The 25,452-nt window shown below is 71.0% G+C and carries 26 protein-coding genes, 2 tRNA genes and 1 pseudogene; 16 read left to right on the top strand and 13 right to left on the bottom strand.

Annotated features, from left to right (window positions below; translation table 11 throughout):
* Window positions 1-90 precede the first annotated feature (90 nt).
* Window positions 91-864: a sulfite exporter TauE/SafE family protein gene (locus AB0M80_RS10255; protein WP_364561643.1), complete on the top strand. Its 774-nt coding sequence runs from the start codon at window positions 91-93 to the stop codon at window positions 862-864.
* Here the strand turns inward: AB0M80_RS10255 and hisC are convergent.
* The gene (hisC, locus tag AB0M80_RS10260) at window positions 845-1,909 is read right to left on the bottom strand and encodes a histidinol-phosphate transaminase (protein ID WP_364561646.1); all 1,065 of its coding nucleotides are present in this window, start codon (window positions 1,907-1,909) and stop codon (window positions 845-847) included. The genes AB0M80_RS10255 and hisC overlap by 20 nt on opposite strands.
* 146 nt (window positions 1,910-2,055) lie before the next feature.
* On the opposite strand from hisC, the gene AB0M80_RS10265 reads away from it, so the two are divergent.
* From AB0M80_RS10265 to AB0M80_RS10285, 5 genes are all read left to right on the top strand, one after another.
* Window positions 2,056-2,685: a dienelactone hydrolase family protein gene (locus AB0M80_RS10265; protein ID WP_364561649.1), complete on the top strand. Its 630-nt coding sequence runs from the start codon at window positions 2,056-2,058 to the stop codon at window positions 2,683-2,685.
* A gap of 85 nt (window positions 2,686-2,770) precedes the next feature.
* On the top strand, window positions 2,771-4,750 hold the full coding sequence (locus AB0M80_RS10270) for an acetoacetate--CoA ligase (RefSeq protein ID WP_364561651.1): 1,980 nt from the start codon (window positions 2,771-2,773) through the stop codon (window positions 4,748-4,750).
* 37 nt (window positions 4,751-4,787) lie between these two features.
* A complete protein-coding gene (locus AB0M80_RS10275; RefSeq protein ID WP_364561654.1) occupies window positions 4,788-6,503 on the top strand; it encodes a phosphatidylglycerol lysyltransferase domain-containing protein in 1,716 nt (571 codons plus the stop codon).
* 65 nt (window positions 6,504-6,568) lie between these two features.
* A tRNA-Ser gene (locus tag AB0M80_RS10280) sits at window positions 6,569-6,658 on the top strand.
* A 41-nt stretch (window positions 6,659-6,699) separates the two neighbouring features.
* Window positions 6,700-6,773: transfer RNA gene (locus tag AB0M80_RS10285), tRNA-Arg, on the top strand.
* Between the two features lie 143 nt (window positions 6,774-6,916).
* On the opposite strand, the gene AB0M80_RS10290 is transcribed toward AB0M80_RS10285, so the two are convergent.
* Window positions 6,917-7,729, bottom strand: a complete 813-nt coding sequence (locus AB0M80_RS10290; protein ID WP_364561657.1) for an intradiol ring-cleavage dioxygenase — start codon at window positions 7,727-7,729, stop codon at window positions 6,917-6,919.
* 412 nt (window positions 7,730-8,141) lie between these two features.
* Between AB0M80_RS10290 and AB0M80_RS10295 the strand changes: the two genes are divergently transcribed.
* Both AB0M80_RS10295 and AB0M80_RS10300 read left to right on the top strand, forming a co-directional pair.
* On the top strand, window positions 8,142-9,764 hold the full coding sequence (locus AB0M80_RS10295) for a glycosyl hydrolase family 18 protein (protein WP_364561660.1): 1,623 nt from the start codon (window positions 8,142-8,144) through the stop codon (window positions 9,762-9,764).
* The gene (locus tag AB0M80_RS10300; protein WP_364561663.1) at window positions 9,761-11,113 is read left to right on the top strand and encodes a cellulose binding domain-containing protein; all 1,353 of its coding nucleotides are present in this window, start codon (window positions 9,761-9,763) and stop codon (window positions 11,111-11,113) included. Before AB0M80_RS10295 ends, AB0M80_RS10300 begins: the two co-directional genes overlap by 4 nt.
* Window positions 11,114-11,197: 84 nt before the next feature.
* Here AB0M80_RS10300 and AB0M80_RS10305 read toward each other — a convergent pair whose 3' ends face one another.
* Window positions 11,198-11,665 carry a hydrogenase maturation protease gene (locus AB0M80_RS10305; RefSeq protein WP_364561666.1) on the bottom strand — a complete coding sequence of 156 codons (468 nt, stop codon included), beginning with the start codon at window positions 11,663-11,665 and terminating at the stop codon, window positions 11,198-11,200.
* A 58-nt stretch (window positions 11,666-11,723) separates the two neighbouring features.
* The gene (locus AB0M80_RS10310) at window positions 11,724-12,767 is read right to left on the bottom strand and encodes a tetratricopeptide repeat protein (RefSeq protein ID WP_364561669.1); all 1,044 of its coding nucleotides are present in this window, start codon (window positions 12,765-12,767) and stop codon (window positions 11,724-11,726) included.
* 177 nt (window positions 12,768-12,944) lie between these two features.
* Between AB0M80_RS10310 and AB0M80_RS10315 the strand changes: the two genes are divergently transcribed.
* Together AB0M80_RS10315 and AB0M80_RS10320 are read left to right on the top strand one after the other, a co-directional pair.
* Entirely contained in the window at window positions 12,945-13,622 is a 678-nt protein-coding gene (locus AB0M80_RS10315) for an HNH endonuclease family protein (protein WP_364561672.1), read from the top strand.
* A gap of 10 nt (window positions 13,623-13,632) precedes the next feature.
* A complete protein-coding gene (locus AB0M80_RS10320; protein WP_364561675.1) occupies window positions 13,633-14,271 on the top strand; it encodes an alpha/beta fold hydrolase in 639 nt (212 codons plus the stop codon).
* Between the two features lie 7 nt (window positions 14,272-14,278).
* On the opposite strand, the gene AB0M80_RS10325 is transcribed toward AB0M80_RS10320, so the two are convergent.
* Both AB0M80_RS10325 and AB0M80_RS10330 read right to left on the bottom strand, forming a co-directional pair.
* Window positions 14,279-14,917: a nitroreductase family protein gene (locus AB0M80_RS10325; protein ID WP_364561678.1), complete on the bottom strand. Its 639-nt coding sequence runs from the start codon at window positions 14,915-14,917 to the stop codon at window positions 14,279-14,281.
* A gap of 18 nt (window positions 14,918-14,935) precedes the next feature.
* Window positions 14,936-15,913 (bottom strand): aldo/keto reductase, encoded by a 978-nt coding sequence (locus AB0M80_RS10330; protein ID WP_364561681.1) that lies wholly within the window; start codon window positions 15,911-15,913, stop codon window positions 14,936-14,938.
* Window positions 15,914-15,955: 42 nt separating this feature from the next.
* On the opposite strand from AB0M80_RS10330, the gene AB0M80_RS10335 reads away from it, so the two are divergent.
* On the top strand, window positions 15,956-16,441 hold the full coding sequence (locus AB0M80_RS10335; protein ID WP_364561684.1) for a MarR family winged helix-turn-helix transcriptional regulator: 486 nt from the start codon (window positions 15,956-15,958) through the stop codon (window positions 16,439-16,441).
* Here AB0M80_RS10335 and AB0M80_RS10340 read toward each other — a convergent pair whose 3' ends face one another.
* The 3 genes from AB0M80_RS10340 to AB0M80_RS10350 form a co-directional block, all read right to left on the bottom strand.
* The gene (locus tag AB0M80_RS10340) at window positions 16,442-16,861 is read right to left on the bottom strand and encodes an ATP-binding protein (protein ID WP_364561687.1); all 420 of its coding nucleotides are present in this window, start codon (window positions 16,859-16,861) and stop codon (window positions 16,442-16,444) included.
* A 62-nt stretch (window positions 16,862-16,923) separates the two neighbouring features.
* The gene (locus AB0M80_RS10345; RefSeq protein ID WP_364561689.1) at window positions 16,924-17,703 is read right to left on the bottom strand and encodes a SigB/SigF/SigG family RNA polymerase sigma factor; all 780 of its coding nucleotides are present in this window, start codon (window positions 17,701-17,703) and stop codon (window positions 16,924-16,926) included.
* Complete coding sequence (locus AB0M80_RS10350; RefSeq protein WP_364561692.1) at window positions 17,700-18,116, bottom strand: anti-sigma factor; 417 nt, start codon at window positions 18,114-18,116, stop codon at window positions 17,700-17,702. The genes AB0M80_RS10345 and AB0M80_RS10350 overlap by 4 nt, the downstream gene beginning before the upstream one ends.
* 162 nt (window positions 18,117-18,278) lie before the next feature.
* Between AB0M80_RS10350 and AB0M80_RS10355 the strand changes: the two genes are divergently transcribed.
* The 4 genes from AB0M80_RS10355 to AB0M80_RS10370 all read left to right on the top strand — a co-directional run bounded on the left by AB0M80_RS10355 (window position 18,279) and on the right by AB0M80_RS10370 (window position 20,732).
* On the top strand, window positions 18,279-18,587 hold the full coding sequence (locus AB0M80_RS10355) for a WhiB family transcriptional regulator (RefSeq protein WP_043788536.1): 309 nt from the start codon (window positions 18,279-18,281) through the stop codon (window positions 18,585-18,587).
* A 230-nt stretch (window positions 18,588-18,817) separates the two neighbouring features.
* Entirely contained in the window at window positions 18,818-19,171 is a 354-nt protein-coding gene (locus AB0M80_RS10360; RefSeq protein ID WP_364561694.1) for an STAS domain-containing protein, read from the top strand.
* Between the two features lie 57 nt (window positions 19,172-19,228).
* Window positions 19,229-20,017 carry a metal-dependent hydrolase gene (locus AB0M80_RS10365; RefSeq protein ID WP_364562049.1) on the top strand — a complete coding sequence of 263 codons (789 nt, stop codon included), beginning with the start codon at window positions 19,229-19,231 and terminating at the stop codon, window positions 20,015-20,017.
* Between the two features lie 142 nt (window positions 20,018-20,159).
* Complete coding sequence (locus AB0M80_RS10370; protein WP_364561696.1) at window positions 20,160-20,732, top strand: TetR/AcrR family transcriptional regulator; 573 nt, start codon at window positions 20,160-20,162, stop codon at window positions 20,730-20,732.
* Here AB0M80_RS10370 and AB0M80_RS10375 read toward each other — a convergent pair.
* A pseudogene (locus AB0M80_RS10375) lies at window positions 20,677-21,900 on the bottom strand (MFS transporter); the annotation flags it as partial. The gene AB0M80_RS10370 and the pseudogene AB0M80_RS10375 overlap by 56 nt on opposite strands.
* A gap of 98 nt (window positions 21,901-21,998) precedes the next feature.
* The gene (locus AB0M80_RS10380; RefSeq protein ID WP_364561697.1) at window positions 21,999-22,331 is read right to left on the bottom strand and encodes a hypothetical protein; all 333 of its coding nucleotides are present in this window, start codon (window positions 22,329-22,331) and stop codon (window positions 21,999-22,001) included.
* A 69-nt stretch (window positions 22,332-22,400) separates the two neighbouring features.
* Between AB0M80_RS10380 and AB0M80_RS10385 the strand changes: the two genes are divergently transcribed.
* Window positions 22,401-22,883, top strand: coding sequence for a hypothetical protein (locus AB0M80_RS10385; protein ID WP_364561700.1), 483 nt, complete (start codon window positions 22,401-22,403; stop codon window positions 22,881-22,883).
* On the opposite strand, the gene AB0M80_RS10390 is transcribed toward AB0M80_RS10385, so the two are convergent.
* Both AB0M80_RS10390 and AB0M80_RS10395 read right to left on the bottom strand, forming a co-directional pair.
* Window positions 22,880-24,514: an ABC transporter permease gene (locus tag AB0M80_RS10390; RefSeq protein WP_364561703.1), complete on the bottom strand. Its 1,635-nt coding sequence runs from the start codon at window positions 24,512-24,514 to the stop codon at window positions 22,880-22,882. The two genes, AB0M80_RS10385 and AB0M80_RS10390, sit on opposite strands and share 4 nt — an antisense overlap.
* Window positions 24,511-25,407 carry an ABC transporter ATP-binding protein gene (locus tag AB0M80_RS10395; protein ID WP_364561705.1) on the bottom strand — a complete coding sequence of 299 codons (897 nt, stop codon included), beginning with the start codon at window positions 25,405-25,407 and terminating at the stop codon, window positions 24,511-24,513. The genes AB0M80_RS10390 and AB0M80_RS10395 overlap by 4 nt, the downstream gene beginning before the upstream one ends.
* Window positions 25,408-25,452 lie beyond the last annotated feature (45 nt).

Here is a 25,452-nt window from a genome sequence, read left to right on the forward strand (position 1 = left end):
AGTGCGCTCGGACACCCGTGACTGTCTGGCCTGACACATCTGCGTCGCGGGAGCGCCCCACGGTGCTTAGGCTCCGGACGTGATTGCTTCATGACGTGGTGGCACGCGCTGATCGTCGTGGTCGCCGGGATCTGGGCGGGGACCATCAACGCCGTCGTCGGGTCGGGGACGCTCGTGACCTTCCCCGTGCTCGTCGCGCTGGGCTATCCGCCCGTGACCGCCACGACGTCCAACGCCATCGGCCTCGCGCCCGGGACCCTCAGCGGGGCCTGGGGCTACCGGCACGAGCTCAAGGGCTACTGGCCGCAGGTCGTCAAGTTCGGCGTCGCGTCCTTCCTCGGCGCCATCGGCGGCACCATCCTGCTGCTCTCCCTACCGAAGGACGCCTTCGAAGCCGTCGTCCCCGTGCTGGTCGGCTTGGCCGTGGTCCTCGTGATCATCCAGCCGAGGGTGTCGAAGTGGGTCGCGCAGCGGCGCGAGCAGAACGGCACCGAGCACAAGCCCGGGCCGCTGCTGATGTTCTTCATCTTCCTCATCGGCATCTACGGCGGGTACTTCACCGCCGCGCAGGGCGTGATGCTGATGGCCGTGATGGGGATGCTGCTGTCGGAACCGCTGCAGAAGCTCAACGGCGTGAAGAACGTCCTCGCCGCCGTGGTCAACGTCGTCGCCGGGGTGATCTACGCGTTCGTCGCGCCGATCAGCTGGGCCGTCGTGCTGTGGCTGGCCGTCGGCTCGACCGCCGGCGGCTTCCTCGGCGCCAAGATCGGCCGGAGGCTGCCGCCGGCGGTGCTGCGCGGCGTGATCGTGGTGATCGGCGTCGCCGCCGTCGTCCAGCTGGTGGTCAAGCAGTTCGCGGACTGAATTCGCGGGCCGCGGCCAGGAACAGGTCGTTCTCCTCGCGGGTCCCGATGGTCACGCGCACGCCGTCGCCGGCGAACGGGCGCACCACCAGCTTGCGGTCCAGCGCGTGCTCGGCGAACGGGACGGCCTGGTCACCGAGCGGCAGCCAGACGAAGTTCGCCTGCGTCTCCGGCACCCGGTAGCCCGCTTCGAGCAGCGCGTCCCGCACCCGCCCGCGCTCGGCGACGATCTCCTTGCAGCGGTCCAGGAGCTCGTCGGCCGCGTCGAGCGACGCCAGCGCGGCCACCTGGGCCAGCATGTTCACCGAGAAGGCGACGTACACCTGGCGAAGGGCGTCCGCGATCGGCTCGGGCGCGACCGCGTAACCGACGCGAAGACCCGCGAGGCCGTACGCCTTCGAGAACGTGCGGAGCACCATGACGTTCGACCGGGTGCGGGTGTACTCGACGCCGTCGGGGACCTCCGGGTCGGTGACGAACTCCTTGTACGCCTCGTCCAGCACGACCAGCACGTGCTCGGGCACCGCGGCCAGGAACCGCTCCAGCTCCGCGCGGCGCACCGCCGTTCCGGTGGGGTTGTTGGGGTTGCAGACGAAGACCACGCGCGTCCGGTCGGTGATCGCCGCGTGCATCGCGTCGAGGTCGAGCTCCTGGCCCTCGGTGATCGGGACCTTCACCGAGACGGCGTTCGCGACCTGCGTGACGATCGGGTACGCCTCGAACGACCGCCAGCCGAAGATGACCTCGTCGCCGGGTGCGCACACCGCCTGGATCGTCTGCTGGCACAGCGACACCGAGCCGCAGCCGATCGCGACGTGCTCCACCGGCACGTCCAGCTCGCGCGCCAGCCGCTCGCGCAGCGCCTGCGAGCCGGTGTCGGGATAGCGGTTGATGTCCGCGGCGGCCTCGGCGATCGCCCGCGCGACGCTCGGCAGCGCACCGCCGGGCACCTCGTTGCTCGCCAGCTTGATCGCGCCTTCGATCGTCCGGCCGGGGACGTACTTCGGCAACGATTCGAGATCGGCACGCGGGGACACGGACGGCATCTTCGGCGCTCCTGGAAATCGACGGGACGACCCGGTCACCGTATCTTTTCCGCCCGCCGCCCCGCGACTCCCTTCCAGCGGTCCTGTCCCCGGCGACCTGCGTCACCGGGCTTCCTCCCGTTCACCTGGAAGTGATTGAGTGAGGTATGACGCCGACCTCCACCGTGGACTACCAGCGCACCGACGGCCCCACCCTGCGCCTGACCTTCTCGGAACCCGAAGGCGCGCTACGCGGCGGCTTGGTGGTGCTGCACGAGGCCGACGGCGTCACCGACGGGGTGAAGCTGCTGCTCGCCAGCCTCGCCACGGAGGGCTGGCTGACCGTCACCCCGCACCTGGAGAACGACCGCCTCACGCAGCAGGACCTGCTCGACGCGACCGACCTCACCCTCGCCTGGCTGGTCGAGCGGGGAGTCCAGGCCGACTTGCTCGGCGTGATGGGCTTCGACCTTGGCGGCAGCGCGGCCCTGGTCGTCGCGTCGCACCGCAAGCTCGGTGCCGCCGTCAGCGTCGGCGGGCAGCAGGCCGTCGAGCTGCCCGCGCTGGTCGAGATCGCCGGGCGGCTCACCAGCCCGTGGCTCGGCATGTACGGCGACGCCGGTGACGAGGCGGGCGGGGCCGAGGTCGAGCGCCTGCGCGACGCCGCCGCGTCGGCGAAGGTCGCCACGAACGTCGTCCACTACCCGGGCGCGAACCACCGCTTCGACGCCGATCCGGGCGCGGCCGCGGAAGCCTGGCAGCGCACGCTCAACTGGTTCGACGCGCACCTGCGGTAGGTGTGGGCGCCCACCACTTCCGGGCTGGGTTCCGTGTTGGTTCCGACCACGGTGACTTCCCGATCCGAGGGATTAGGCTCGGGGCGTGACGCACACCGCCGACGCCCCCGAAGTGCTCTGGCGCCCCGAGCCGGGCCACGTTGCCGACACCAAGATCGAAGCCTTCCGCCGGTGGCTGCGCGCCGAGCGCGGTGTCGAGGTGGACGACTACCGCTCGCTGTGGGAGTTCTCGGTCGACCGCGGCCCGGACTTCTGGGCGGCGGTCGCGGAGTTCCTCGGCGTCCGCTGGCACGACCAGCCGGGCGAAGTGCTCTCGGGCGGGATGCCGGACGCCGTCTGGTTCGAGGGCGGCACCCTCAACTACGCCGAGCACGCCCTCACCCCCGGCGTCGCGGGCGCCGCGAAGGCCGACGACGAGACGGCGGTGATCTTCCACCGCGAAGACGGCTTCGCGAGCCACCTGACGTACGGCGAGCTTCGCGCGCAGGTCGCCGCGGCCCGGGCGGCGCTGCTCGAACTGGGCGTCGGCAAGGGCGACCGGGTCGTCGCCTTGGCGCCGAACTGCCCGCAGACGCTGGTGGCGTTCCTGGCCGCGGCGAGCATCGGCGCGATCTGGTCGTCGTGCTCGCCCGACTTCGGCGTCCGCGCGGTCGCGGACCGCTTCGTGCAGATCGAGCCGAAGGTGCTCTTCGCGGTCAACGCGTACGCGTACAACGGCCGCCAGTTCGACATCCGGACGACCATCGCCGATCTCCAGCGGCAGCTGCCGTCGCTGGCCGCGACCGTGCTGGTCGAGTACGTCGGCGAAGGCCGGATGGAGGGCACGCTCGACTGGGCCGAACTGCTCGCGCGGCACCAGGGCGCGCCGCTGCTGTTCGAGCCGGTCGAGTTCGCGCACCCGCTGTGGGTGCTGTACTCGTCCGGCACCACCGGCCTGCCGAAGGGCATCGTGCACGGGCACGGCGGCATCACGCTGGAACACCTCAAGGCCCTCGCCCTGCAGACCGACCTCGGACCCGGCGACCGGTTCTTCTGGTTCAGCACCACCGGCTGGATGATGTGGAACTTCCTCATCTCCGGCCTGCTGGTCGGCACCACGATCGTGCTCTACGACGGCAGCCCCGGGTACCCGGGGCTGAACGCGCTCTGGCACCTGGCCGAGCAGCACCGCGTCACCTACTTCGGCACGTCGGCGCCGTTCATCCAGAGCTGCCTGAAGGCCGGGATCAAGCCCGCCGAACGCTACGACCTGACCGGGCTGCGGGCGCTCGGCTCCACCGGCGCGCCGCTGAGCGTCGAAGGCTTCCGGTGGATCGTGGACGAGGTCGGGAAGGACGTGCAGATCTGCTCGGTTTCCGGCGGCACCGACCTGTGCGCGGCGTTCGTCGCGTCGGCGCCGGACGTGCCGGTCTGGCTCGGCGAGCTGTCCTGCCCGGCGCTGGGTGCCGCGGTCAACGCGTTCGACGAGGCCGGCAACGCCGTCGTCGAAGAGGTCGGCGAGCTGGTGATCACGAAGCCGATGCCGTCGATGCCGGTGTTCTTCTGGAACGACCCCGACGGCTCACGGCTGCGCGAGGCGTACTTCGAGATGTACCCGGGCCGGTGGCGCCACGGGGACTGGATCCGCATCACCAACCGCGGCTCGGCGGTGATCTACGGCCGCAGCGACTCGACGCTCAACCGCGGCGGCGTCCGGATGGGCACGGCGGAGTTCTACCGGGTCGTCGAGGGCTACGACGAGATCGCGGATTCCCTGGTCGTGGACACCTCCGCAGCCGGGAACGAGGACGGGCAGCTGATCTGCTTCGTGGTGCTCGCGGACGGTGTCGAGCTGGAAGACGTCGAGCCGGCGCTGCGGAAGGAACTGCGTAGCGCGCTGTCACCGCGCCATGTACCCGATCGGTTCGTCGTGGTTTCCGAGATACCTCGTACCTTGAACGGTAAGAAGTGTGAGGTACCGGTGAAGAAGATCCTCGCCGGTGTGGCTCCCGACCGGGCCGTCAGCCGCGATGCGCTGGCCAATCCGGCGGCACTGGCGCCGTTCGTGGAGCTCGCCGGGGGGTAGATGGGGGAAGCATGATCATCCACGGCGGGTTGTACAGGTGGTGACGGGAACACGCGCGCAGATCACCTGGAAGGTGGCAGGAGCCACCACCGTGGGGGTGATCACGTGGGTGACCCGGCTGGCGGGGCTGATGACCCTGGGCTCGATCCTGATCCCGGCCGGGCGGCGCAGCCTGCGCGGGCACCTGGCCGAGTGGCTGGAGCTGCCGCAGGAGGCGACGGTCGCCGCGGCGACCGTCGCGTTGGTCACCGGGGTGCTGCTAGTGCTGCTGGCCGCGGGGCTGCGGCGCCGCAAGAGGCGGGCCTGGCAGCTCGCGGTCGTCGCGACCGTGCTGCTCACGGTGTCGCACCTCGGGCTGAAGCACGTCTTCGGCGCCGGTCTGGTGTCGGTGGTGCTGCTGGTGGGCCTGATCGCGAACCGGCGATACTTCGTCGCGAAGCCGGACCCGGTGGTGGGGCGCTGGCGCGCGATGCGCGTGTTCCTCCAGCTGGCACTGGCCGGATTCGTGATCAACGTCATCCTGCTGTCCGTGGCGCCGCGGGCGGTCCTGACGCCGATGGGCTTCGGGGACCGGCTGGCGGAGTCCGCACTCGCGCTGGTCGCCGCCAGCGGGCCGGCCGCGTTCCACCAGATGTGGCTGGAGGACCTCACCGCCGCCGTCGGTCTGCTGTTCGGCCTCGCCGCGGTGCTGGTGTCGGCGTACTTCCTGCTGCGCTCGGCCGAGCCGGCGCCGCGGCTGACCGACGAGGAGGTCGCGCGGCTGCGCCGGCTGCTGGACGAGCACGGCGAGCGGGACTCGCTCGGGTACTTCGCGCTGCGGCGGGACAAGTTCGCCGTGTTCTCCAAGACCGGCAAGGCGGCGGTCACCTACCGCGTGATCGCCGGGGTCGCGCTGTGCTCGGCCGACCCCCTGGGCGACCACGAGGCCTGGCCGGGTGCGATCGAGGAGTACCTGGAGGTCTGCCGCTCGGGCGGCTGGATCCCGGCGGCGATGGGCGTCTCGGAGCTCGGCGCGACGGTCTGGGCCCGGTTCGGCCTGGAGGTACTGGAGATCGGCGACGAAGCCGTCGTCGACGCCGCCGGGTTCACCTTGGACGGTCGCACCATGCGCGGCGTCCGCCAGGCGGCGGCCCGCACGAAGCGCGCGGGCTACAAGGTGCTGGTGCGGCGAGCCGAGGACCTGCGTCCCGGTGAGCTGGCCGAGCTGGAGGTCCTGGCCGCCAACTGGCGCGACACGGACACCGAGCGCGGCTTCTCGATGGCGCTGGGCCGCATGGGCGACCCGGGTTCGGTGCTGGTGACGGCCGAGCAGGGCGGCCGCGTCCGCGGGGTGCTCCAGTTCGTGCCGTGGGGCCGGACGGGTCTCTCGCTGGACGTCATGCGCCGCGACCGCACGGCCGACAACGGCGTCAACGAGCTGATGATCTCGGAGCTCCTGCTGTCGGCGAGCCGCCACGGCGTCGAGCAGGTGTCCCTGAACTTCGCGGCTTTCCGCGCGTTGATGGAACAGGGCCGGCGCATCGGCGCGGGCCCGGTCGCCAAGACGGCGGCGAAGGTGCTGCACTTCTTCTCGCGGTGGATCCAGATCGAGACGCTGTACCGGTTCAACGCGAAGTTCCAGCCCCGCTGGGTGCCGCGCTACTTGGTGTACCCCGGCGTCCGCGAACTGCCCCGCGTCGGCATCGCGACGTTCGAGGCCGAAGGCCTGGGCGGCCGCTCTCCGCGCCTGCTCAGACTGCTGCACCGGGCGTGAGGGGGGTGCCGTCAGAGGGGGTTCGGGGGGTGTGTAACCTATCTGAGCAGTGGTCGTTGGGCCCAGGAGGCTTCGCCTAGTCTGGTCTATGGCGCCGCACTGCTAATGCGGTTGGGGGTAACCCCCCCTCCCGGGTTCAAATCCCGGAGCCTCCGCTGGTACCCGGTTCGCCGGGTGCTAGGTTACAACTGAACACGCGCCCGTAGCTCAGCTGGATAGAGCATCTGACTACGGATCAGAAGGTCAGGGGTTCGAATCCCTTCGGGCGCACGTCTGGTTGAGACGGCAATACAAGGAGCCCCCTGGTGACAGGGGGCTCCTTGCTTTTCGCTCCTGTGCTCGGAAAAGTCACCGACTCCGACACAGTGCGCCGAACGGGCTTGCTGGGGCGCCCGTCAAGGCACGGAATTCGCTCAGACGCTGACCGTGATCTTCGCCGTGTACCCGGATGTGAGATCGCCGGTGACCGTGGGCATCTGACGGCTGTAGCCGTCGCGGAAGACCATGTCGCCGGCGAGGGTGATCCGTCGGTAGTTCGCCAGGCTGGTCGAGTACGCCGACGTGGCGTAGACGGTCGCACAGTTCGCCGGGGGCAGCGCGAGCTGCGACGTCAGCCGCGGGGTGGAGCTCGCAGTGGCTTGGGCGAGGGTGTTGTAGACCTCGAAGTGGGCATGGGGCCAGCGGCCGGAGTAACAGCCGGGGAAAATGGCCTGAAAGGCGAGCGTGCCGGTGCTGTCGGCGACCTGGACGCCACGCAGGTAATTCTCGTTCAGCTTGCCGGCGGAATACAGGGTGTAGGCGCCGTCCTTGTCGCATTGCCAGATGTAGAGAGCGGCGCCGGCCAGGGGAGCACAACTGGCGGCGTCGAGGAGGGTGATCTCGTAGCGCAGGGGGACGCCGGTGGCGACTCCGGTGAAGCTGCCGAAGCTCGACCGGATGTCGCGGCGGACGACGCCGCTCTGGGTCAGGATGTCGGGGCCGTTGCTGCCGTCGGCCGGGTACGGGCCTCCGGTCTCCGTGGGAACCTTGCCGACACAGGCTTCCACGGCCGCGGTCGCGGCCTGGGCGCCTCCGGCGGTGATGGCCGCGACCGCGCCGCCGGCGACGAGTCCTGCCGCACCGAGGAGCTTGAGGGCACCCCGGCGGCTGTAGAACGTTTCCATGTCCGCGGCGAGGCCGCGGTCGAAGATGTCCGGATCGTGGTCGTGATTGTGGCGGTCTGTCATCAACGTCTCCGATGTCCGGTAATGGGGAAGCACAGATTCAAACCGCTACCTGGGCGTGAGCTGGGAATGAGGTAACGTTTTGATATCGCGACGATTTGTTGTCCTTTTTTGAGTTATCGCTGCGGTATAAGCGCCATTTCGTTCCTGCGAACGGCCCCGCGTCGAAAGTCGGGTGCCGTTGCCTTCTCGCGGTGGTCGACCTCGGCTGCTTTGCGTAACTGGACTGGACCACTTCGCGCGCAACGCCGATCACCGGGTTCGACCGTTCGGCCCCTGGCCGGCACTCTCCGTGGTGGGACTTCCATAATTGGTCTGGACCACGTAACGTTTGCGCAAACGGCGCAAAACACCGCCCTGGTCCCCGCCGGTGGTGTTGGTGTCCGCCGTCCTGCACCTGGCTCAAGGGAGAGCGATGTCCAGAAAGAGATGGCACCTCCTCGGTCTGTTCACCGCGGTCGGCGCGATCGCGGTCGGTCTCGTCACCGTGCCGGCGAGCGCCGCCGGTGGCGTCGGCGCCGCCTTCACGAAGGGGTCCGACTGGGGCACCGGGTATGAGGGCAAGTACACGATCAACAACGGCTCCGGTTCGACGCTGTCGAGCTGGACGGTGGAGTTCGACCTGCCGGGCGGCGCGAAGATCGCGTCGCTGTGGGACGGCAGCTACACCGCGTCCGGTCAGCACGTCACCGTAAAGAACACCTGGAACGGCAACGTCGGCAACGGCAGCAGCGTGAGCTTCGGCTTCAACGTCGCCTACTCCGGCACCTACGCCGCCCCCGCCAACTGCAAGCTGAACGGCGGCTCCTGCGACGCCGGCGGTGGCACCCCGACCACCACGCCGACGACCCCGACGCAGCCGACCACCACCCCCACGACGCCGACCACCCCGCCGACGACCACCACGCCGCCCCCGCCGGGCGGGCTGAAGAACGTCGGCTACTTCGTGCAGTGGGGCGTCTACGGGCGCAACTACCACGTCAAGAACATCGAGACGTCGGGCTCGGCGAGCAAGCTGACCCACATCAACTACGCCTTCGGCAACGTCAAGAACGGTCAGTGCACGGCGAACGACGACCCGTACGCCGACTACCAGAAGACCTACGACGCCGCGGGCAGCGTCGACGGTGTCGCCGACACCTGGGACCAGCCGGTGGCCGGCAACTTCAACCAGCTGCGCAAGCTCAAGAAGCTGCACCCGGGCCTCAAGGTGATCTGGTCGTTCGGCGGCTGGACCTACTCCGGCGGCTTCGGCCAGGCGGCGCAGAACGCGGCCGCCTTCGCGCAGTCCTGCTACAACCTGCTCAAGGACCCGCGGTGGGCGGACATCTGGGACGGCATCGACATCGACTGGGAGTACCCCAACGCGTGCGGCCTGTCCTGTGACACCAGCGGTGCCGCGGCCTACAAGAACCTGCTGGCCGCGCTGCGGGCGAAGTTCGGCTCGTCGTTCCTGGTCACCTCGGCGATCACGGCGGACGGCAGCAACGGCGGCAAGCTCGACGTCGCCGACTACGGCGGCGCCGCGCAGTACGTCGACTGGTACAACGTGATGACCTACGACTACTTCGGCGCCTGGGCCGCGCAGGGCCCGACCGCCCCGCACTCGCCGTTGACCAACTTCACCGGCATCCCGACGCAGGGCTTCTACTCCGACGCGGCGATCCAGAAGCTCAAGAGCAAGGGCGTCCCGTCGAACAAGCTGCTGCTGGGCATCGGGTTCTACGGCCGCGGCTGGACCGGCGTCACACAGGACGCCCCGGGTGGCACCGCGACCGGCGCCGCGCCGGGCACGTACGAGGCCGGCATCGAGGACTACAAGGTCCTCAAGAACACCTGCCCGTCGACCGGCACGTTCGCCGGCACCGCGTACGCCAAGTGCGGCAGCAACTGGTGGAGCTACGACACCCCGGCGACCATCGGCGGGAAGATGTCCTACGCCAAGCAGCAGGGCCTCGGCGGCGCCTTCTTCTGGGAGCTGACCGGGGACACCACGGGCGGCGAGCTCATCACCGCGATGAAGAACGGCCTGTCATGAGGCGCCGGTGGTGGCCCGCACTCGGGCTGGCGGCCGCGGCCGCCACGATCGGCGCGCTGTTCGTGATCGCTCCGGCGAGCGCGGCGGGCGGGGTGTCCGCGACCTTCACCAAGGGCTCCGACTGGGGCACCGGGTACGAGGGCAAGTACACGATCAACAACGGCTCCGGCTCGACGTTGCCGACCTGGACCGTCGAGTTCGACCTGCCGAGCGGCGCGAAGATCTCGTCGCTGTGGGACGGCAGCTATACGGCGTCCGGGCAGCACGTCACGGTGAAGAACACGTGGAACGGCAACGTCGGCAACGGCGGTAGCGCGAGCTTCGGCTTCAACGTGGCGTACTCCGGTTCGTACGTCGCGCCGTCGAACTGCAAGCTGAACGGCGGTTCGTGCTCGGCCGGGGGCACACCCCCCACGACCACTACGCCGCCTACGACGACCACCCCGCCGACCACCACCACCCCGCCGCTCCCGGCGGGCGGCCGCGGCGCGCCGTACCTGTACCTGGGCTGGGGCAACCCCCCGAACCCGCAAACGGTGATGAGCGCGACCGGGGTCAAGTGGTTCACCATGGCGTTCGTCAACGCCTCCGGTGGCTGCAACCCGGCGTGGGACAGCAGCCGTCCGCTGCAGGGCAGCGCGGACGCGAACGCGATCGCGCAAATCAAGGCGGCGGGCGGCCAGGTGGTCCCGTCGTTCGGCGGCTGGAGCGGTAACAAGCTCGGCCCGAACTGCTCGACCCCGGCCGCGCTGGCCGGCGCCTACCAGCAGGTGATCAACGCGTACGGGCTCAAGGCGATCGACATCGACATCGAGAACTCCGACGAGTTCGAGAACGAGGCCGTGCAGGACCGCATCCTGAACGCGCTGAAGATCGTCAAGCAGAACAACCCGGGCGTGCAGACCATCCTGACCTTCGGCACGTCGACGACCGGCCCGAACTACTACGGCAACCGGCTCATCGACCAGTCGAAGGCCTTGGGCGCCAACGTGGACGTCTTCACGATCATGCCGTTCGACTTCGGCGGCGGCGCGGACATGTACGCGAGCACGGTGAGCGCGGCGAACGGCTTGCGCGACAAGCTGAAGTCGACGTTCGGGTGGAACGACGCCACGGCGTACGCCCACCTCGGCATCTCGGGCATGAACGGCCTGTCCGACCAGCAGGAGCTGACGAGCTTGTCGGCCTGGACCCAGATCACCGGCTGGGCCAAGACGAACAAGATCGCCCGCCTGGCGTTCTGGTCGGTCAACCGCGACCGCGGCTGCCCCGGCGGCGGCGTCCAGTCGACCTGCAGCGGCATCGCCCAGAACGATTGGGACTTCACGAAGGTGACGGCGGGTTTCTGACGCTGTCGTGAATGAAGGCCTCCTTGCCGGCTCCCCGGGCCGGCAAGGAGGTTTTCTCGCGCAGTGCCTTGCCGAACAAGGAAGTCAGACTTCGGTCGGCTCCCGGACCGGCAGTTCCGGACTGGCGCCCCAGGCCAGTTCGGTGACCACGCGCACCGCGGCCGGGACAGCGGCTCCGACCTTGCGGGACAGCCCGATCCCGCCGTCGACGCACGCCGGTTCGCAGCTCAGGAGCAGTACCCGGCCCGCGTCGCCGCCCACGAGGCGGAGCAGGCGGAACACCGCGTCGCCGTGCAGGTCGTGGGTGTCCGTTGCCGAGGTCAGGGACAGCGTGCCCGGTGGCAGGCCGTGCGGGGTCGCGTCCAGGAGGATCGTTGTGTCGTAGCCACCCGTCAGGTCGTACGCCAGGTGGACCGTCGCGATGTCGTAGTCGGCGATCTGCACCCACGGTGGCAGGCCGGCCCGGTCCAGTTCCCTGATCACCTCGACACCGAAGCCGTCGTCGTGCAGGAAGACGTTGCCGATACCCGCGACCAGGACTCGTGGCCTCATTGCGCAACCTCCAGGGGTGCGCCCCCAGGCTAGAACCGTGAGTTGGACCACACAACAGTCAGTGTTGGTGCTCCCGATCGTCCTGCACGGTCTCCGCGCGGGCCAGCCACAGCTCGGCCTCCTGGTTGGCGCCGCGCGCCCGCAGCATGCGCGCCAGGCTCAACATGCCCTGGACGTCCCCGATCTCGGCGGCTTGGCGGAACCACCGCTCGGCCTCGGCGAAGTCCTCGCGGTGCTCGGCGAGGTGGCCGAGGTTGGTGAGCGCGGGGACGCTGCCGTGCTCGGCGGCCTTGCGGTACCAGGCCGCGGCTTCGCCCTCGTCGCCGCGGTTGCGGGCCAGCACGCCGAGGTTCGTCATCGCCGCCGGGTCGCCGCGCTCGGCGGCGTCGAGGTACCAGCTCTCGGCCTCTTCGAGGTCGCCGCGGCGGTGCAGCAGCAGCCCGAGCCGGACGATCGCCTCGACGTGGCCGCCACCCGCCCCTCGGCGGTACCACGCTTCGGCGTCGGCCGGCCGGCCGAGCCGTTCGGCCTGCCTGCCGAGCTGGCAGGTGGCCGCGAGGTCGCCGGCCTGCACGGCGGACCGCCACCAGCGGGACGCCTCGGCGGCCTGGCCGCGGTCGCGGAGCACGGTGCCCAGGTCGATCATCGCGCCGGTGAAGCCCGCCTCGGCGGCCTGCCGCAGCCACGACTCGGCCTCTTCGCCCTGCCCGCCCTCGCGCAGCAGCCGCCCCAGCGCGGCCATCGAGGGCAGGTCACCGGCGCGGGCCGCCTCGCCGTACCAGTGCCGGGCGTCTTCGCGCTTGCCGCGCCGCTCGTACGACTTGGCGAGGTACTGCATCCCGTGCGGCTCGCCGGCCAGCGCCGCCTCGTGGTACCAGCGTTCGGCCTCGTCCGGCGCGCCGCGGTCGGCGAGCAGGTGGGCCAGCGCGGTCATCGAGACGCGGTCACCGCCCATGGCGGCCTTGCGGTACCAAGACTCGGCCTCGGCGAGCTCGCCGCGCTCTCGCATCGCCGACCCCATCCGGGCCATGGCGACGACGTTGCCGCCCTCGGCGGCCTTGCGCTGGAAGAACTCGTCGAACTTCTTGAGCCGGCCGGGCATCGGCTGCTCCCTCCGGATGGGTCCTGCTCCGGTAGTCGCAGTTGATCGGCTCCGTGTGACAGCTCCGCCATGGGTGGGCGAGGTCACATTCGCGCCAGGTCATCGTGTCGGCGCGGTTGTCCCGCGTCGGCAGAGGTGAGACTACGCCGCGCGAGCGCGCAGGTGAGAGGAGAAAATGTGGCGGCCCGGAGCTTTCGGCTCAGCGTGACGCAGCGAACCCTGCTGGTAATCGCGGTCTTGGCGGTCGCACTCCTCGGGTACTGGGCGACGAGGGGCGCGGGCGCGACCCCGCCGTCGCCCGCTCCTTCGGCGCCCGTCCCGGTCGACGCGGCCGGCGCGCAGAAGCAACTCGACGAGCTGACCATCGCCGCGCGGACGTCCATGGACGGCTATTCGCGCGAGAAGTTCCCGCACTGGGACAGCCAGGGATCCGGCTGCGACACCCGTGAAGTCGTGCTCAAGCGCGCCGGCAAGGACGTCAAGACCGACCAGGACTGCAAGGCGACGTCCGGGACGTGGACCAGCGTCTACGACGACGAGACCTGGACCAAGGCCACCGATCTCGACATCGACCACATGGTCCCGCTCGGGCAGGCCTGGGCGAGCGGCGCGAAGACGTGGACGACCGAGAAGCGCGAGCAGTTCGCCAACGACCTGACCCGGCCGCAGCTGTTCGCCGTCACCGACAACGTCAACCAGCAGAAGAGCGACAAGGCGCCCGACCAGTGGAAGCCGCCGCTGGTGGCCTTCTGGTGCACCTACGCGACCGACTGGATCGTCGTGAAGCACTACTACGGGCTGACCGTCACGCAGGCCGAGAAAACCGCCTTGACGGACATGTTGCGCCGCTGCTGAGCTGCCCGCCATGACGACTTTCGCGCTGATCCACGGCGGCGGTGGCAGCGGCTGGGACTTCCACCTGCTCGTGCCGGAACTGGCGGCCCGCGGGCACGACGCGGTCGCCCCGGACCTGCCGATCACCGACACCTCGGCCGGGCTGGCGGAGTTCACCGAGACGGTGCTGGCCGCGCTCGGCGACCGCACGGACGTCGCCGTGGTCGGCCACTCGTACGGCGGGTTCACCGCGCCGCTGGTCGCGGCGAAGGTCCGCGCGCGGCTGCTGGTGTACCTGGCCGGGATGATCCCGGCGCCGGGGGAGCAGCCGGGGCAGTGGTGGGGCAACACGGGCTTCGAGTCGCCGAAGGGGCTGAGCGAGACCGAACAGTTCTTCAACGGCGTCCCGGCGCCGCTCGCCGAGGCGTGCCAGGCGCACGGGCGCGAGCAGGTCAGCAAGGAGTGGGACGAGCCGTGGCCGCTGCCGGCCCACCCGGACGTCCCGACCCGCGTGCTGCTCGCCCGCGACGACCGGTTCTTCGTCCCGGACTTCCAGCGGCGGGTGGCACGCGACCGCCTCGGCATCGAGCCCGACGAGATCGACGGCCCGCACTGCGTGCCGCTCAGCCACCCGGCCCCACTGGCCGACCGCCTGGTGAGCTACCTGTAACTCCGCCTCACCAGCGGTCGAGGTGCAGCACCTCGTCCAGGGGCTGCCGCGCCGCGGGTTTGAACGTCTCGCCCGTGTAGAAGGCCGTCGGGATCAGCGCCGCCTGGTGGACGTTCTTCGGCAGCTCCAGCACCTCGGCCGCCTCCTGCTCGTACTTCAGGTGCAGCGTCGTCCACGCCGTCCCGAGCGTCACCGACCGGGCCGCGAGCATGTAGCTCCACACCGCCGGCAGCAGGGAGGCCCACATCCCCGCCTGGTTGCCCGGCGGCAGCTCCGCGGACGCCGTCTCCAAGCAGGGGACCACCAGCACCGGGACGTCACCCATCCGGTCGGCCAGGTACGCCACGCTGTCGCCGACCCGCTGCTGCACCCGCGCCCGCGCCGGGTCGTCCGCGAACAACTTGCCCGCGGCGCCCGGAGACGCCAGGTACTCCTGGCACGCCCGGCGGTAGATCGCCCCGAGCGCGGCCCGCTGGCCGGCGTCGGTGACGACCAGCCACTGCCACCGCTGCGTGTTCGACCCGCTCGGCGCCTGGAGCGCGACCTGCACGCAGTGCTTGACCAGGTCGAGCGGCACCGGGCGCTCGAGGTCGAGGCGCTTGCGGACGGTCCGGGTGGTGGTCAGCAGCTCTTCGGGCGTCATCATCGGCCCATCATGCCGGGCCTACCAGCGGTCGTGCACCAGCGGCCGGATCAGCGCGTCGTAGGTTTCGCGGACGCCGGCGGCTGCCTCAGCGGACAGCGGCGGGAGTGCGGCCGCCACGGTGTTCGCCTGCGCCTGCCCGGCGTTGCGGGCGCCCGGGATCACCGTGCTGACGCCCGGCTGGTCGATGATCCAGCGCAGCGCGAACTGCGCGAGGGTCTGCCCGGACGGGACCAGGCCGCGCAGCCGCTCGACGGCCTCCAGCCCGACTTCGTACGGCACCCCGGAGAAGGTCTCGCCGACGTCGAACGCGTCGCCGTGGCGGTTGTAGTTGCGGTGGTCGTTCTCCGCGAACGTCGTCTGCGCGGTGTACCGCCCGGACAGCAGCCCGGACGCCAGCGGCACCCGCGCGATGATCCCGGCGCCCGCCTCCACCGCCGCGGGCAGCACGCGCTCCAGCGGCTTGAGCCGCAGGCAGTTCAGGATGATCTGCACCGAGGCGACGTTCGGCCGCGCGAGCGCCGTCAGCGCTTCCTCGCAGGTCTCGACGCTCACGCCGTACGCCTTGATGCGGCCTTCGTCGACCATCGCGTCGAGGGCGTCGTACACCGCGTCGGAGGAGTACACCGGCGTCGGCGGGCAGTGCAGCTGGACCAGGTCGAGCGTGTCCACGCCGAGGTTGCGGCGCGACCGGTCGTTCCACTCGCGGAAGTTCGCGGCCACGTAGTTCTCGGGTACCTGCTCGACCCGGCGGCCCATCTTGGTCGCCACGAAGACGTCACCGCGTTCGGCGAGGAACCGGCCGACCAGCCGCTCGCTGCGGCCGTCGCCGTAGACGTCCGCGGTGTCGAAGAAGGTGACGCCGGCGTCGGCGGCGCCGTGCAGCACGGCCAGCGCGTCGTTCTCGTCGACCTCGCCCCAGTCCGCCCCGAGCTGCCAGCAGCCGAGCCCGACGACGGACACCTCGCGGCCCAGACGGGTGATCTTCCGGTTCTCCATGTCGCGATCCAAGCACACGACCGGCGCCTATGATCGGCCGTCATGGCCATGACGTCGGGTCCGGAGGGACTGGGGACCCGGATGCGGCACGTCCTCGAGATCCTCGACGGTGACATCGCGCGGTTCCTCGCCGACATCGGCCTCGACGGCTACCGGCCGCGGTACTCGCCGGTGGTGCGGGCGCTGCTGGCGCGCGGCCCACTGGCCATCCGCGACCTCGCCGGGGAGATGCGCGTGACGCACTCGGCGGCCAGCCAGACCGTCGCGCAGATGAGCCGGGCCGGGCTCGTGCGCCTGGAGCCGGGGGCCGACGCCCGGCAGCGGATCGTCTCGCTCACCGCGAAGGCGCGCGACCTGCTGCCGCTGATCGAGGCGGAGTGGACGGCGACGACCGAAGCGACGGAGGCACTGGAGGCCGAGCTGCCGTACTCGCTGCGCGCCCTGCTGGACGCGATCGCCGAAGCACTGGAGCGCAAGCCGTTCCGGCAGCGGATCGGGGAGACCGACGCTGCGCGGGAACTCCTCTGATCAGGCGTCCGGCAGCTGGAAGACCGCCCAGACGTACTTGCCGCCGGGGCAGCGTTCGAAGCCCCAGTCCAGCGACAGCGCCTGCACCAGGACCAGCCCGCGGCTGCATGCCTCGGCCGGGGACGGCGCCCGCAGCTCGGGCAGCATCCGGCCGGTGTCGTGCACCCGCAGCGTCAGCCGGCCGCCGGCGTACTCCATCTCGAGCCGCTGGGGCCGGTCGCCGTGCTCGAAGGCGTTGGTGACCAGCTCCGAGGTCGCCAGCAGGACGTCGTCGAACTGCTGCTCCCGCAGGCCGTGCCGGAGCAGCGTCGTCCGGACCTCGTGCCGGGCCAGTGCCGGGGCCGTGACGTCGGCCGGAAGAAGCACCCGCAGCGGGGCGACGGCCGCCGCTGTGCGCTGCGGCGTCTTCGACATCGTCATCCGGTCCCCCTCCCAGTGAGTTCGGTACCGCCCGCCAGGTACCCAAGCGGCTGAGCGGCTAATCAGGTGCCGTCGGCCAGCTCGGATTCGTCCAAACCCGACCGCAGCTTCTTCAGCGTCGCGGCCAGCAGCCGCGAAACCTGCATCTGGGACACCCCGACGCGGCGGGCGATGTCCGACTGGCTCATCCCCGAGCCGAACCGCAGCGCGACGATCTTGCGCTCCCGCTCCGGCAGGCTTTCCAGCATCGGGCGCAGCGCCTCCCGCAGCTCGGCCTGACCCAGCTCGGCGTCCGGCGCCCCGAAGCGGGTGTGCGCCGCGTTCTCCAGCAGGTGGTCCAGCGACGCGCCGTAGCGGCCTTGCCCCGCGCGGAGTCCCTCGTAGACGTCCTCGATGGGCACCCCGAGCCGGGCCGCGATCTCACTCGGCTTCGGAGCGCGCGAGAGCTGCACGGTGAGCTCCTCGCGCGCGGCGGAGATGTTCGCGTTCAGCTCCTTGAGCCGCCGCGGCACCCGCACCGACCAGCTGTTGTCCCGGAAGTGGTGCCGCAGCTCGCCCGAGATGGTGGGCACGGCGAACGCCAGGAAGTCCGTGCCCTGTCCCGGGTCGAACCGGTCGACGGCGTGGATCAGCCCGACCGTGGCGATCTGGACCAGGTCCTCCATCGCCTCGTCGCGGTTGCGGAACTTCCGGGCCAGGTTCCGCGCCAGCTCCAGGTGCGCGCGCACGAGGGTGTCGCGGATGCGCTCCCGCTCGGGCGAGTCCGCCGGCAGGGCAGCGAGTTGGGTGAACAGCGCGCCGACGTCGAGGTCGTTCCCGCTGCTCCCGGCGGGATCGGTCACGACTCCGTCGCCTGGCTTTCCCGGACGAGGTCGACCCGGGACAGGTAGCGGCCGTTCTCCGGGGTGATCGTGCGCTCGGCGGTCGTCGCGAGGGCGGTCAGCAGCTGCCACGACAGGCCGGCGTCGTCCTCGTGTTCGGCGCTGTCCGCCAGCACCGACACGGAAACCTCGATCCGCGGCCCGCTCCAGGAGAAGACGCACGTCAGACGACCGTCCGAACTGGCGGGGAGCAACAGTGAGCAGGCTTCGTCCACTGCCATCCGGAGGTCCTCGACGGCGTCGAGGTCGAAGTCCTGGCGCATCGCGATGTCGGCCACGATGGTCCGCAGCGTGGGCACGACGTGCGGGATCGCTGCCGTCCGTACCTCGATGACCTGCGCGACTTCCGGGACGAGCGGGGCGTTGTCCTCCACGTTTGTTCCTTTCTCAGGCTCGCGCTCCAGGTGATCGGCAGTGTCTTCCACGCCCGGTGAGCGAGATGCCCGTGGTGTGAGCAAACCAAACCCGGGTTTGATCCGCTCCACCGGCGGGCATGTAGCGGTCGACGTGCTGATCCTGGGAAAGGCAGGGACGACATGGCTGACGTGAGCCGGCTGCCCAATGTGGTTGCTGAAGAGTGGGAATGGCAGCTGCACGGCTCGTGCCGGGGTGCGGACAGCAGCCTGTTCTTCCACACGGACAACGAGCGCGGTTCGGCGCGGGAGCGGCGGGAGGCGCGGGCCAAGGCGATCTGCCAGGCCTGCCCGGTCCTGGCTCAGTGCCGCCAGCACGCGATGACCGTACAGGAGCCGTACGGCATCTGGGGCGGGCTCGGGGAGATCGAGCGGCGGCAGCTGTTCCTGCGCCAGCGCAGGGCGGCGCGGAAGGCGATGAGTGCGCACTGAGCAGCACGCTGAGCAGGCAGGATTTGATCGCTGGTGAGCAGTACAGGCGAAAGGGTGGCGGCCGTGGCGGGCGCGGTCGCTTCCTGGGTTAGGGTTGGCCCCGGAGTTGCCTTGACCGTGTCCGGCGCGGGGTCATGCCCCGGGCTGTGGAAGGCACGGTGACACGGATGCCGCTTGAGACAGCAGGCGCGTACCCGGCGCAGGAGCAGCGCCTGACGAGGAGAAACTGCATGCCCGCAGCCGACCAGAACGCCACCCCGCCCGGGTTCGGCATCACGCTGGACACCGACGCGACGGAGCCTCGGGTGGTGGTCACCGGCGAGCTCGATCTGCTCACCAGCCCGCAGCTGCAGGAGGCCCTCGCCGGGCTGATCGCGGACAAGCGCGCGCAGCGGGTCGTGGCCGATCTGTCCGGGGTGACCTTCTTCGATTCCTCCGCGCTGAACGTGGTGCTCCGCGCACAACGCCAGGCCGGCGAGCAGGACGTCGAACTCGAGGTCGTTCCGAGCCCCGCGGTGAGCCGGGTGATCGAGCTCACCGGTGTGGCCGAACACCTGAGCGTGTCGGAGGAACCCCAAGGCTGACTGCCCGCTACCGTTCCGCGGAGATTTGGTTCGCGGACCACTGGGGGCGGCACGATGATGGGGCGGACGCATGCCCTGACCGGCTGGTGCGCGGGCTTGGCCCTGGCGCCCGCGGTGGGGGCGGGTTCGGTGCACCAGGCGGTCGTCTTCGCGGCGACGACGGCGGGGTTCGCCCTGCTGCCCGACCTCGACCACCCCGGCGCGAGCGCGTCCCGCCTGCTCGGCTGGCTGACGGGCGCCCTGTCATGGATCCTGCGCCGCGTCTCGGCGGGGATCTACGCGCTGACCAAGGGCCCGCGCGACGAGAAGGTCACCGGCAAACACCGCCACCTGTCCCACACGGTTCTCTTCGCGGCCGGACTGGGCGTGCTGACGTCGTGGGGCACGACCGAAGGCGGCCCGTGGGCGGTCGTCGGCGTGGTGATCTTCGGGCTGATGCTGGCCGAGGGCGCCTTGGGCGACTGGCTTCTCCCGGTGAGCGGCGCGGCGGTGGCGTGGTGGTTCTTCACGGCGCCACCCGATCGAGCGGGTGAACTGGCGTCCATTTCCGGCTGGCTCGGGATCGCGGTGGCGGCGGGGTGCGTGGCCCACTGCCTGGGTGACGCGCTGACCGAGTCCGGTTGCCCGTTCCTCTTCCCGCTCCCGATCGCCGGCGAGACCTGGTACGAGATCCGGCCACCGCGGGTGCTGCGGTTCCGCACCGGCAAGAAGGTCGAGAAGCGGCTGATCTTCCCGGTGTTCGCGGTGCTGGGGGTGCTGCTGGTGCCGGGGGTGTGGGAGCACTCGGTGAGCACGTTCGAGCGGCTGTTCATCCCGCCGGCGAGTCAGCAGGCGACCACGCCTTGAGCCGCTCCGTCGCCGAGCCCGGCGGCCGGCGAACGGAGCCGCGGCATCGGAATTCTCCTGGAACACCGGACGTTGAATCGGAACGGTGGGCCCGCTTAGGACGATGCGGAGCGCGCGTTCCGGTGGTCAACGAGGAGACGTGATGGAGAAGATGCGCGCTGACGCACGGCGCAACCGGGCCAAGGTGCTGGCCGCCGCCGAAGAGGCGTTCGCCCTCGATGGCCTCGCCGTCCCGCTCGATGACATCGCGCGGCTGGCCGGCGTCGGCGCCGGGACCGTCTACCGGCACTTCCCCAGCAAGGAAGCGCTGTTCCAGGCCGTTGTCCTGGAACGCATCGGCCAGTTCGCCGAGGAGGCCCGCGCACTCGCCACCGCCGACCGCCCCGGTGAAGTCTTCTTCGACTACTTCGTCCGCGTCATCAAGCAGGCGTCGCTCAACCGCGCCATCTGCGACGCCCTCGCCGAGTCGGGCGGGCACGCCTTCAAGGCCGGCGCGGGCGAGGAGTTCCGCGCGGCGCTGGCCGAGCTGCTGGCCCGCGCGCAGGCCGCCGGCGCCGTCCGCCCGGACCTCGACGGCGACGACCTGCGGGCGCTCATCGTCGGCTGCCTCGCCGTCGAGCGGTACGCGCCGGGCAGCCGGCACCTGGTCCGCGTCGTCGTCGACGGTCTGCGGGCGTCAAGTCACGCAGCTTCCGCAGCGGCGACCACACCATGATCACCGCCGACGCCAGGACGCCGGCCGCGGCGACGTGCATCGTCGTCCGCATGCCGAACGTGCCGGCCAGCACGCCCCCGAGCAGGCTGCCGACCGGCGCGACGCCGAACACCAGCGTCTGCGAGATGGCGTTGACCCGGCCCAGCAGCTCCGGCGGCGTGACGGCTTGCAGGAAGCTCACGCCGAAGACGCTCAGCACGATCACGCTGTAGCTGGTGAAGAAGCCCGCGGCGACGTAGCAAGCGAGCGCCCACCCCCGTCCGGTGAACGGGTAGAGCTGGTAGGCCAGGCCGAACAGCACCGCCGCACCCCACAGGGCCCGCGCCTGGCCGATCCGCTCGCCGAGCCACCGCGCGGTGAGCCCGGCCGTGAGGGCGCCGGTCAGCGACGCGGTGCCCAGCAGCCCGATCACCCAGGGCGAGAGCCCGACCTCGCGGGCGAGGAAGACGATCACGATCGCCAAGTGGGCCGACTGGAAGAAGCTAGACACCGCGCCGTGCGCGCTGATCGCCAGCAGGACGCGGTCGCCGCGGACCAGCCGCAGCCCTTCGCCGATGTCGCGCAGCAGCCGCCGCTCCCGCGGCTCGGGCCGCGCGTCGGGCGTCTCGATGCGGCGCAGCCAGAGGGCCGACCACAGGTAGCTGGCGGCGTCGACGGCCAGTGCCGCGGCGATGCCGAGCGCCTGGACGATCATCCCGGCGAGGCCGGGACCCGCCACCGCCGCCACCGACCGGTTCGTCTGCAGCCGGGTGTTGGCTTCCGGCAGCTGCTCCCGCGGCACCAGCCTCGGGACGTAGGTCTGGTGGGCGACGTCGAAGAAGACGCCGAGCACGCCGGCGGCGAGGACGACGGCGAGCAGCTGCGCCATGCCGAGCACGCCGAACACCGCGGCGAGCGGAATGGAGGCGAGCAGCACGGCTCGCCCGACATCCGCGGCGATGAGTACCGGGCGGTGGCGGATCCGGTCGCACCAGACGCCGACCTGCAGGCCGAGCACCAGGTACGGCAGCGTTCCCGCGGTTCTCAGCAGCGAGACCTCGAAGACCGGCGCGCCGAGCACGGTGGCCGCGAGCAACGGCATCGCCAGGACGTCGATCCGGCTCCCGAGCTGGCTCGCGAGGTCGGCGAGCCAAAGGCGCCGGAAGTCCCGGTTCGCCAGCACCCCCATGATCCCAAGCTGGCAGATGCGCGCCTGGACCGCAAAGAAACTTGAGCCATACAGACTCAAGGTGCACTCGGCGTAACAAGACGTAAGATCAACGCGAGTTAGTCCTCGTACCTGCGCTGCGCGTGGCGAGGGGGTGCCCGGATGAGTGGCCGACCTACCTGGGGTTCCGCCGCGGTCACCGGGCTGGCCGGCTTCGCCAGCGGGTTGCTGGTGGCCGCGCTGCTCATCGCCGGGCGCTCCGCGCCGCGGCCCGTCGAGGCCACGGTGCCGCCGACCAGGACCGTTTCCGCGGTGCCCGTCACGGTGACCTCGTCCGTGCCACCGTCCACGATCACGTCGGTCGAGACGTCCCCGCCGACGACCACCACCAGCTTCGTCCAGGTGACGGTCCAGTCGCCGACCTCCGTCACGCCGACCTCGAGCTCGCCCACGTTGCCGGCCGTCTCCGGCTGGCGCGACTGAAGGTGCAACCCGGCGGCCGCCGGGCCCGTCTGGTCGGTATGCGCTGTGTGCCGGGGTTCGTGATGCTCGTGGCGGTGACGGCCGGCTGTGCCGGGACGGAGGGCGCCGGGCCGGAGGTCGCCTGCCCGGCGATCGGGTACCCCGTCGGCATCGGCCTGTCGATCCCGTCCCCCGTGGGCATCTCCCGCGCGACGCTCGAAGCGTGCTGGCGCGGCCGGTGCGTCACGGTCCCGGTCAGCCTCTTCCCCGAGACGTCGGCGGGTGCGACGACCTGCACGGGCACCGGCCCGGACGGCTCGTGCGGCACGTCGGTGGTCCCGACCGGCGGCCTCCAGGGCTTCGCGGCCGTCCCTGACCTGCCCGCCGAGCCGGTGCGGGTCACCGTCCGGTTCGACGACGGCCGGCCGCACACCGTCGAGGTGACGCCGGCCCTCGCCGAACCGAACGGCCCCGCTTGCGGGAAGGCCGGCCCCCAGGCGCAGCTCGTGGCCGGCCCCGGCCACGAGCTGCGGGTGCGTTAGCCGACGTCGCGGCGCTTCCAGCCGACCAGGCCGGCCACCAGTGCGACGACCGCGACCGCCAGTAGCCAGCCGAGCGGTGTCGCGGTGAACTCCTGACCGGGGAGCTTCGGCGGGTGCTGGAACGGGGAGACGTCCAGCACCACCTGGGGCAGGTTGAGGATCGGGCCGAACAGGCTGAGCAGCAGCGCCAGCGCGCCGGCCGCCCACGCCGCGGCCGAGAAGGCCGGCAGCAGCCCGAAGATCGTCACGGCCAGCGCGACCACCACCCAGGCCGCGGGCAGCTGGACGAGCATCCCGGCGAGCGTGTCCGCGAGCGAGCCACCGACGTCGCCGGTGCGCAGCCCGTTGGCCAGGCCCATGAACACCCCGCCGGACAGCAGCAGCGCCGCCGTGCCGAAGAAGGCGAACACCAGGTGGCTGCCCGCCCAGCGCAGCCTGCCGACGCTGGTGGCCAGCACCGGCTCGAGCCGGATCGCGGTCTCCTCGCCGCGCATCCGCAGCACCGCCTGGACCCCGTACAGGGACGCGACCATGGCGAACATCCCGGCCATCGCGGCGAGGAACGCCTGCGTCAGCGCGTGGCTGCCGCCCAGCCGCTCGAAGATCTGCTGCGCCTGCGGGCTCGAGCCGACCAGGTCGCCGATGCCGCTGGCGATGGAGCCGAACACCGCGCCGACCACCGCCGTGCCGATCGTCCAGCCGAGCAGCGGGCCGCGGTGCAGCCGCCAGGCGAGCGCGAGCGGTGACCGCAGGCTCGCCGCTGCCCTCGCCGGCCCCGGCCGGGGCGGCAGGATGCCGACGCCGACGTCGCGGCGGGGCAGCAGCCAGTACCCGGCCGCACCGGCCACCAGCGCGGCGGCCACCGGCAGCAGGAGCACCCACCAGCGTTCTCCGGCGAACGCCCGGACCTGCTGCACCCAGCCGATCGGCGACAGCCAGGACAGCCAGCGAGCGTCCACAGTGGAGTCACCGGCGCCGCGCAGCAGAAAGGCGGCGCCGACCACGGCGGTCCCGATGCCGTTGGCGGTCCGGGAGTACTCGGCGAGCTGGACGGCGACCGCCGCGACGGCGGTGAACACCAGCCCCACCAGCGCTTCCGACGCGCCGAAGGCGAGCGAGCCGGCCGCGGGCAGGCCGGCGCCGATCATGGTGACCGCCTGGATCAGCCCGGTCAGCACGCTCGCGCCGCCGGCCACCAGCAGCGACGCCGTCAGCGCCGCGTACCGGCCGACCACCGCGGATCCCAGCAGTTCCGCCCGCCCGGTGTCCTCCTCGGCGCGGGTGTGCCGGGTGACCGTGAAGACGACCATCAGCCCGGTGAGCAGCGCCAGGAACCCGCACATGCGCCAGGCGATGAAGCCGCCGGCCGTGGTCAGGTCGAACGGCGGGCCGTAGAGCAGCGCGTACGACGGGTTGGCGTTCGCGCCGGCCTGCAACGCGAGCCGGTCGGCGACGGTCGGGTAGAACTGCGTGAACGTGTTGACCGTGCTCGCCGGGACGACGCTGAGCAGCACGATCCAGATCGGCAGGAGCACGCGGTCGCGGCGCAGCGCGAGCCGGGTGAGGTGCCAGGTGCCGGCCAGCTCGTGGGCGGGCGCCACGGTGGCCGGGCGTTCGAGCGTCGCGGTCATTTCGCGCTCGCTTCGGTCGTGTAGTGGCGCAGGAACAGCTCCTCCAGCGTCGGCGGCTGGCTGACCAGGCTCCGCACGCCGACCTGGGTCAGCTGTCGCAGGGCTTCGTCGAGCGAGCGCGTTTCGACGTCGAACCGCACGCGGTTGCCGTCGACCTTGAGGTCGTGGATGTTCGCCAGGTTCGTCAGCCCGTTCGGCGGCCCGGCGAGCTCGGCGGTGATCGACGTCCGGGTCAGGTGGCGCAGCTCGGCCAGCGTGCCGGACTCCACCGTGCGGCCGTTGCGGATGATGCTGACCTTGTCGCACAGTGCCTCGACCTCGGCGAGGATGTGGCTGGAGAGCAGCACGGTGCGGCCCTGTTCGCGCTCCTCCTGGATGGCGTACTGGAAGGTCGCCTCCATCAGCGGGTCGAGGCCGGACGTCGGCTCGTCGAGGATCAGCAGGTCGACCCGGGAGGCGAGGGCGGCGACGATGGCGACCTTCTGCCGGTTGCCCTTCGAGTACGTCCGCCCCTTCTTCTTCGGGTCGAGGTCGAAGCGCTCGATGAGCTCGGCGCGGCGCTTTTCGTCCAGCCCGCCGCGCAGCCGGCCGAGCAGGTCGATCACCTCGCCGCCGGAGAGGTTGGGCCAGAGGTTGACGTCGCCGGGCACGTAGGCCAGGCGGCGGTGCAGGCTCGCGGCGTCCTTCCAGGGGTCGCCGCCGAGCAGCCGGACGTCCCCCGAGTCCGCGTGGAGCAGGCCGAGCAGGACCCGGACGGTGGTCGACTTCCCGGCGCCGTTGGGGCCGAGGAAGCCGTGCACCTCCCCGGCGGGCACCTGCAGGTCCAGGCCGTCGAGGGCCTTGGTCCGGCCGAACGACTTGTGCAGGCCGATGACCGAAATGGCATTTTCCATGCTTCGGAAGCTACGCTCGGTTCATGAAGTTGTGAAGTTAAGAAA

Source organism: Amycolatopsis sp. NPDC051045 (assembly GCF_040682955.1).
Taxonomy (GTDB): Bacteria; Actinomycetota; Actinomycetes; order Mycobacteriales; family Pseudonocardiaceae; genus Amycolatopsis.